The organism is Bartonella sp. CL100XZDX, from assembly GCF_042195375.1.
GTDB lineage: Bacteria > Pseudomonadota > Alphaproteobacteria > Rhizobiales > Rhizobiaceae > Bartonella.
This window is the reverse complement of sequence record NZ_JBHIOH010000069.1, coordinates 1-7,500: the sequence shown is the minus strand read 5'-3', so window position 1 is coordinate 7,500 and position 7,500 is coordinate 1. Positions and strand designations below refer to the sequence as shown.

6 protein-coding genes (1 of these 6 only partly in view) are annotated in these 7,500 nt (G+C 39.5%); 3 read left to right on the top strand and 3 right to left on the bottom strand.

From position 1 onward, the window contains the following. A protein-coding gene (locus ACFILU_RS08280; protein ID WP_375672745.1) for a M23 family metallopeptidase crosses the window boundary here: on the top strand, positions 1-1,188 show its 3' portion. It extends 801 nt beyond the left edge of the window; 1,188 of the gene's 1,989 nt are visible here — the last part of the coding sequence; its start codon lies off the left edge, out of view; it ends in the stop codon at positions 1,186-1,188. A gap of 922 nt (positions 1,189-2,110) precedes the next feature. Here the strand turns inward: ACFILU_RS08280 and ACFILU_RS08275 are convergent. The 3 genes from ACFILU_RS08275 to ACFILU_RS08265 all read right to left on the bottom strand — a co-directional run bounded on the left by ACFILU_RS08275 (position 2,111) and on the right by ACFILU_RS08265 (position 4,531). After that, positions 2,111-3,541 carry a sensor histidine kinase gene (locus ACFILU_RS08275; protein WP_375631403.1) on the bottom strand — a complete coding sequence of 477 codons (1,431 nt, stop codon included), beginning with the start codon at positions 3,539-3,541 and terminating at the stop codon, positions 2,111-2,113. Between the two features lie 224 nt (positions 3,542-3,765). Beyond that, positions 3,766-4,320: an RNA polymerase sigma factor gene (locus ACFILU_RS08270; protein WP_273791321.1), complete on the bottom strand. Its 555-nt coding sequence runs from the start codon at positions 4,318-4,320 to the stop codon at positions 3,766-3,768. Positions 4,321-4,327: 7 nt separating this feature from the next. Further along, a complete protein-coding gene (locus tag ACFILU_RS08265; protein WP_015856821.1) occupies positions 4,328-4,531 on the bottom strand; it encodes a NepR family anti-sigma factor in 204 nt (67 codons plus the stop codon). 169 nt (positions 4,532-4,700) lie between these two features. On the opposite strand from ACFILU_RS08265, the gene ACFILU_RS08260 reads away from it, so the two are divergent. Then, positions 4,701-5,495, top strand: a complete 795-nt coding sequence (locus tag ACFILU_RS08260) for a response regulator (protein WP_375675542.1) — start codon at positions 4,701-4,703, stop codon at positions 5,493-5,495. 22 nt (positions 5,496-5,517) lie between these two features. Continuing rightward, the gene (locus ACFILU_RS08255; RefSeq protein WP_375631405.1) at positions 5,518-6,531 is read left to right on the top strand and encodes a sensor histidine kinase; all 1,014 of its coding nucleotides are present in this window, start codon (positions 5,518-5,520) and stop codon (positions 6,529-6,531) included. Positions 6,532-7,500 lie beyond the last annotated feature (969 nt).

Here is a 7,500-nt window from a genome sequence, read left to right as displayed (position 1 = left end):
TATGTTGAAGATATTATTCCTATTCGTAAAAAACAAACGATAGCCGATGCTTTCAAAAAAACCAGTTATACAAAAAAGCAAATTGAACAGGTTGTAAAAACGCTAGAAAAAATAAGCCTTTCCGATACTCTTAAAGAGGGAAGCCTTTTACGCATTGGTATCGTGACACAAGCTGGTGAAAAAGACCATCTCGTACGCGCAAGTATCTATCAAGGGATGCATCATGTTCTCACCATTGCCCTGAATGATAAAGGCCAATTCATTGAAAGCACAGAGCCTAAAATGTCTAAAGCGCTTAAAACGGCTTTTCAAAATGGTATTCCGCATTCTTACATCAATAGCGCACAATTACCAACGGCTTATGATGCACTCTATAGTGCTTTGCTAAGCCATAATATATCACAATCTCTCTCTCATCGTCTTATTCGTCTGCTGGCCACCAATATTGACATGAAAAGTCCGATAACACCCAATGATCAGATCGAAATATTTTATGCCGTACCACAAAGCGATAAAGAAAACAAAAACGGCAAAAAGAACTTGAAAGCAAAGGAAGCATCCAAAAACACTGATCCAGAAATTCGTTATATTAGCGCAACTTTTGGAAATACAACTTATAAATATTACCGTTATCAATTAAAAGATGGAAGCGTTGATTATTATGATTCTGAAGGGAAGAGTTCAAAGCCTTTCTTGCTGCGCAAACCCACACCAAATGGCATTTTTGGCTCCCCCTTTGGTCCACGCAAACATCCTATTTTAGGCTATATTCGCATGCATACGGGTGTTGACTGGGTTGCTCCTAAAGGATCGCCCATTATTGCTGTAGGAGATGGTATTGTCACAAAAGTAGGCGTAACAGGCGGCTATGGAAATCACACGGAAATTCAACATGCCAATGGATATGTCAGCAGTTATTCACACCAAAGTCGTTATGCACCAGACATCAAACCAGGCGTAAAAGTACGACAAGGACAAATCATTGGGTATGTTGGATCAACAGGAATGGCAACCGGTCCTCATTGTCATTTTGAAATCATTGTCAATGGCGTCAAAGTTGATCCCATGCGCATTCGTATACCGGATAGCAAAGCCTTAACCAATCAAGACCTACAAACATTCCTACAAGAAAAAAACAATATTGATTCTTTGATCAACAGCCCGATAGCACCCTCCGAAGAGACTTAAAGCATGAAAGCATCGGCATTTTCACGACTCAAAACATCTAAAAATATGCTTTAGCGCTTACTTTTCTCAAAGAGATTTCCGCACTTTAAATATCTATTAAAGGATACGTCGAAATATGCCACCACCCAAGGTCGCATCACAATGATTAAAAATAAAACGCCCTCCCCTTTTCAGGTTTACGCACAATAGAGCAGATTTACGCACAATAGAAAAGTGAAAAATATGACCCCCCAAAAGGCTAACTCTTCTTGTTTATTTTATCAAAACGATAAAAATCCCTTTGTTTTCCATGCAATAAAGTCTTAAATTAAAGGTGAGTTTTCTAAAGAACGAAGATTCTAAAATCCATATCATTCTATAAACAACCCGACTTCTTGTTGAATAGATTTCACTTGTTGAATGTATGCTGTTCATAGCCCTAAAGGACGGTGTTTCATGAACTTTATGAGCAAGTTTTACCTAAGAGAATATTCCTTACACACTTTTACAAAAAAAACCCATATTTAAAGTTTTAACAGCCCTTACAAAAAATAACAAAACTTAAAAAAACAATCTCTTCGCAAAGAAATAGAGCTTACGAATATAAGTATTATTATTGGCTTAAAGGAGCACTTATTCAAAATAAATTTAAAGGCTCACTTAAGCACTTCAAAGCTCTAAGACAAGGAGAACTTTGAAAGCCGATCATCGGAGTCAATAAAGCAAAAAAACAACGAGAGAGAAAATCAAACATTACACCAAAAGATAAAGAAGCAAAGTTGCCTTTCTTGAAGACAATCGATAATTTAATATTAAAGAGTGCTGTGTTCGCGCTACTGAAGCCGTATTTTTCCTTCTTCTTGTGAAAAGATGCCCTCCCCATACATTCACGATGAATGAAAGGCAGCTTACCACGAGCAAAGAGTTGAACCCTTTAAAAAAATCAGTCAGAGCTTTTTTTTGAACTATTCATGCTAAGTTTTGGCAAAGGAATAACAATCTTTGTGCCTCCTAAAGCAGAAGTTTCAAACAGAGGTTTTTCACCAAATTGCATACAGAGCTGTTCCACAACCACACGACCAAGTCCTGTTTTTTGTTTTAAAGTTTGGCTTTTCATTCCCACGCCATCATCTTCTACAATGAGCATCAATTGTCCATCTTTCTGGGGACCAAAGGAGATATAAATATGACCCGACCGTTGATCAGGAAAGGCATGTTTTAAGGAATTTGTCAGCAGTTCACCAAGGATAATTCCAAGTGTTGTCGCATCTCTTGAAGACAGGCGACAATCTTTAAAGTTGGTGTGAATGGTGATGTTTTCACGCAATTCAAAAGGAACTGCCAATTCGACATCATGCACAACAGAACTAAGAAACTCTGCCAATAAAGTCGTTTCCATATCATCACTTAAGCGCAAACGACGATGTGCTGTAGAAATTGTCTGAATACGATCACGTGCAGCACCTAGAACAGAACGTACCTCTTCATTTTTGCTCCGGTTTAACTGGAGCCCCAGCAAAGAAGACACCGTTCCAAGAGAATTGCCAATGCGATGGCTTGCATCCTGCAACAATATTTCAACCCGTTGGCGTTCTTTTTCAGCGTGATTACGTGCTCTTTCTAATTCTTGTGTTCGTTCTTTCACGCGGGCTTCCAGAGCGATATTTTCGCTATGAAGCAGCAATTGATACAATTTTAAAGAGCGCATATCACGATGAAAACGATTAATAACAAAATAGGCAGAAATAAAGGTACTTACAACGGAAACAATAGCCGCCAATGTCAAAGCAGCCCGCATCAATGCGATACCCTCACGCTGTTTTTGTCGCACTACATCATCCCCATTAATAAAGCTTGTCATCAATTGAGCTAAACGTGCCACAGGAATCTTTGATACTTCCAAAGAGTCCGCATGAGAAGGTTGAGAAGGTTGTTCAGGAATCGCATCAAGAGCATGCATATGGGCATTCATAAAGGCTTTTCGTGCTTCAACCTCTTCTTTAAAAGCCGTAAACCATTTATACCACTGCGGATGCGCATAAACAATAAGTGCGATATAGTCGAGAATATTCCCCAACTCCCGCTCTGAATTTTCAAAACGTATTTTATCTTCCGCCTTGCGCGTTTTTGCATAGCTGCGATCAGCAACAGCCATATCAATCAAGCTAATAAGGACCAAATCAGCCTGTTCGCGCAATTCTGAACTTGTATTCAACTGTGCGATTTCTCGATCAACGGCATTTGAAAGCAACATAATAAAAACCGATGCCAAAAGAGCCATAACAAGAGAAACAACAATCGCACCCCACCGCCAGCGTGATATCGTTGCATCAGAAGAAGGCATTTGAGGCATCAAATTTGTTTTTGTTGTCATAGAATGTCCATTGGCGAACTTGAAAGTCGTCATTTTTCAGTACAAAGGAAGGCAACCTTATGGAACATAAAACCTAAAGCCCGTGAGAAAGTTTTATACAGGCTTTTCTTGTGTTCCTAAGGATACACGCCAAACTTCTGAATTTCCTCAGATACTGACTTTACTGTAATAGCTATAACGGGAATAAAAAAAACAAGGCTATCGATCATAATTATTATGCTTTTTTAGCCGTTAAATGAACACAATGTACTTCCAGCTGAGTAAGAATCAGGACCATAATCAGACTCACCATCCACCTTAAGAAGTTCTTGTAATCGATTACGCGCCCTGCTCACACGGCTTTTAATGGTTCCAACAGCACAACCACAAATAGTCGCAGCATCTTCATAAGAAAACCCCGATGCGCCAATGAGAATAATGGCTTCTCTTTGATCGGCAGAAAGCAAATTTAAGGCTTTTTTGAAATCTTGCAAATCAAGCGATCCATATTGAGCAGGATGAACAGCGACATTTTGAGTAAACACGCCATCGGTATCTTGAACTTCTCTTCCCTTTTTACGCATTTGACTATAAAATTCATTGCGCAAAATGGTAAAAAGCCAAGCTTTAAGATTAGTCCCCATCTCAAAACTATCTTGCTTAGCCCATGCCTTCATAACAGTATCTTGAACCAAATCTTCAGCTTTATCGTGCTTGCCACTTAAAGAAACAGCAAAAGCTCGTAAAGCCGGCAACACAGAAAGGAGTTCTTGTTTAAAGTTTTTCGCGCACTTTGACATAAAGGATTCAAACCTTTTCCACATTGTTTAAGCCAAATTGCTCTGCGCGCTCCAACTTCTCTAAAAGCTCAAGCAAACACCGTGGCAGTGCCTCTTCTTGAATTTCCATGTAAAATTGACGTAACTTCCGTGCTATTTCGCTATTGACCCCGAGAAGATCATCTCCAACTGTAAATTGTGTGGTGAGATTTTTTTCATCACGGTCGTTCATTTTTCATCCCCCTAATCCATATAATATTGGTAGCACCGCGAAGAATTTTTTCGCCTTATAGTTGTAAATATAGCTGTCGGTAAAAAGTTCCATACAAATCAAGGAACTTTTTTATCGGTTGAGAATTTCAACCAACAAAGTGCTTGAAAGGTCAAAGGAGTTATAAATTATGTCATTATCAACGCGCATTGCCCCGCATCTTCCCTATCTTCGGCGTTTTGCCCGCTCTGTCACCGGTAGCCAATCTTCTGGCGATGCTTATGTGTCAGCGATGTTGGAAGCACTCATTGCCGACATCTCCATTTTTCCCAAAGCCTCCACTGACCGAATTGGTACCTATTGGCTTTTTTGCCATCTTTTTGACCAAACCACACCGAACATCCCAGAACCCCTGCCTCAATTTGGTCTTGAACAAAAAACCAGTGCCAAATTATCCTATCTCACGCCCCGTGCACGCCAAGCATTTTTGCTCATTGCCGTTGAAGGATTTCATGAACAAGAAGCCAGCGAAATCATGAATCTGGATACGAAAGAATTCCGCAAGCTTCTCAACCAAGCATCTATTGATATTTCTCAACAAATTGCCACTGAAGTCATGATTATTGAAGATGAACCTCTTATTGCACTTGATATTGAGCAAATGGTAGAAAGCCTAGGTCATCATGTTATAGGAATAGCGCGCACGCGTGATGAAGCTGTCATTATGTATCATAAGAAAAAACCACGGTTGATTTTGGCTGATATTCAATTAGCCGATAACAGTTCAGGTATTGATGCGGTCAACGAGATTTTGAAAAATGACCGTATACCAGTGATTTTCATCACGGCTTTTCCCGAAAGGCTTCTCACTGGCGAGCGTCCAGAACCAACTTTTTTAGTGACCAAACCTTTTAACCCAGATATGGTGAAAGCGCTTATTTCCCAAGCTTTATTTTTTCAAGAGAATGCTTCTAAAGCGGCTTAGAACAGGGTAACATCTTAAAATTATGATTGTTACGCCTCTTTCAAAGCCTCCCATGGATAAATCTCATATGAGTGCGCTCATGCAAGCGATTCGTGGTGCGGATATTTGCGTTCTCTATCAGGCAACAAATCTGGTTTATTTATGGGCTGAAAACTTGCCCCACCATTTGCACAATAAATGGCGGGTTGGGTGTCGTGACAGCGACTTTTTTTCGCTTGACCTTGCAGACAATATGGAAACCATCAAACTGCAAGTTTTAGCCAGTGGCAAAATGCAAACTGTTGAAGCACGTTTTGAAGATACAAACAAACAAGAGATTTGGTACAAATTTTCTATTGATTGCCACCGCAATGATAACGAAGACATTATTGGTATTATCACCACCGGTGTCAATATTTCCGGCTTACGCCGCCGTGAACAAGTGCTTAAAATCCTTCTTCGCGAGGTCAGTCACCGTTCTAAAAATCTTCTAGCGATCATTCAAAGTATTGCCAGTCAAACCGCCCGCTATACTGAATCTCTTCAAGTTTTTTTACGAAAATTTCAAGGTCGTCTTCATTCTCTTTCTCATTCTCAAGATCTGATCACGGATTCCGATTGGCGTGGTGCTCAATTTCGCGAATTGGTCCAAACGCAGGCTTTAGGCTATTTAATGAAAGAAACAGAACGTTTTTCACTTGAAGGCGTCGATCCTTATCTTTTTCCCAATGCCGCTTTGCATATTGGTTTGGCTTTTCATGAACTGATTGTCAATTCTCTTTCTTTTGGAGCCCTTTCCCAAGAAAAGGGGAGCATCTGTGTACGCTGTGAAATCGAAACAAAACTGAATGGCAAAACGCAACTTATCATCACTTGGCATGAAAATTTTGAATCCGGCATCCCTCCCACAAACAATAAAAAAGCCTGTTTTGGTAGTGCCGTTCTCGAAAAAATCGTTCCCATTTCCGTGAATGGTTCAGCTTCCCTCAAATTGACACAAGAAGGAATTGTCTATTGCCTCTCTGTTCCTGATACTTATTTTGATATTTTTTCTTAAAAGAGCATTTTAAACAATGAACAAGAGAAGTTTCTCCTTTTTTAGTAAAATGTCTCATCTGTTTATTAAGCACAAAGACATTTTCCAACCTCTTTAAACCAACCTCTATAGTCCCCCAATAGTTCCCCAAAACCTTAACGAAAAACCTTAACGATGAGAACTGAAAGCCACATAAAATCTATTCCCGCTGTCAATCAACTTCCATCCCTCATATAACCGGCATATTTTAAAACAGAAACCAAAACGATAAAGAGCAAACCGTTTCAACTTTTACTATGCCAAATAAAAGCGAGCCTATTACCCATCTCTTTTTGTGTAATTTTCGCAATGCACATATAATTTTATTTTGGCATAATATGCAATTTCAAGGAGTAAAGCTAACATCCATCATCATTCTTCAGCTTTACGGGCTTAAAGCCTCCACGACAACGACAATTAATTGATGAAAATTGCATATTTTACGCTTTTATATATCGCATTCTATAATGGAGATATTCTCTTCAGGTACAATAGGGCATTCTAAAACAGAATACACTTATGTCTTTCATTCACGCACTTTTTTAATATTTCCCAGCACATCCACGCTCATTTCAAAACAGTATCTGTAAATAAGATATAATAGCCCCCAGCCCCCGTAAAGTGAACCATCAAACCCGCCCCCCTTGTTACGCCATATCCTTCTTTACCTTCATGCCCCTTTTCACTTCATAAAAGTAGTAGCTGAGCATCATCATACCATTTGTCTTTCATGTTACAACAGCCATTGACCTTTGAGAGCGTCCATAAGAGGCATTTTAGGCTTTTTTTCAAATATTTCTCATTGATACAAAGCCCCTACACACCCTTTTATGACGTGCAAGCCAATAACTGTGATTAATTCACTATAAAGGGAACCCGCATCTCAAAGGGGAAAACCCATCTCAAAGGGGAAAACCCATCTCAAAGGGGAAAACCCATCTCAAAGGGGAA

What these genes read in the sequence shown, in the direction of transcription:
- ACFILU_RS08275 (WP_375631403.1), bottom strand. Translation starts at nt 3,541, where the DNA reads ATGACAACAAAAACAAATTTGATGCCTCAAATGCCTTCTTCTGATGCA.
- ACFILU_RS08270 (WP_273791321.1), bottom strand. Translation starts at nt 4,320, where the DNA reads ATGTCAAAGTGCGCGAAAAACTTTAAACAAGAACTCCTTTCTGTGTTG.
- ACFILU_RS08265 (WP_015856821.1), bottom strand. Translation starts at nt 4,531, where the DNA reads ATGAACGACCGTGATGAAAAAAATCTCACCACACAATTTACAGTTGGA.
- ACFILU_RS08260 (WP_375675542.1), top strand. Translation starts at nt 4,701, where the DNA reads ATGTCATTATCAACGCGCATTGCCCCGCATCTTCCCTATCTTCGGCGT.
- ACFILU_RS08255 (WP_375631405.1), top strand. Translation starts at nt 5,518, where the DNA reads ATGATTGTTACGCCTCTTTCAAAGCCTCCCATGGATAAATCTCATATG.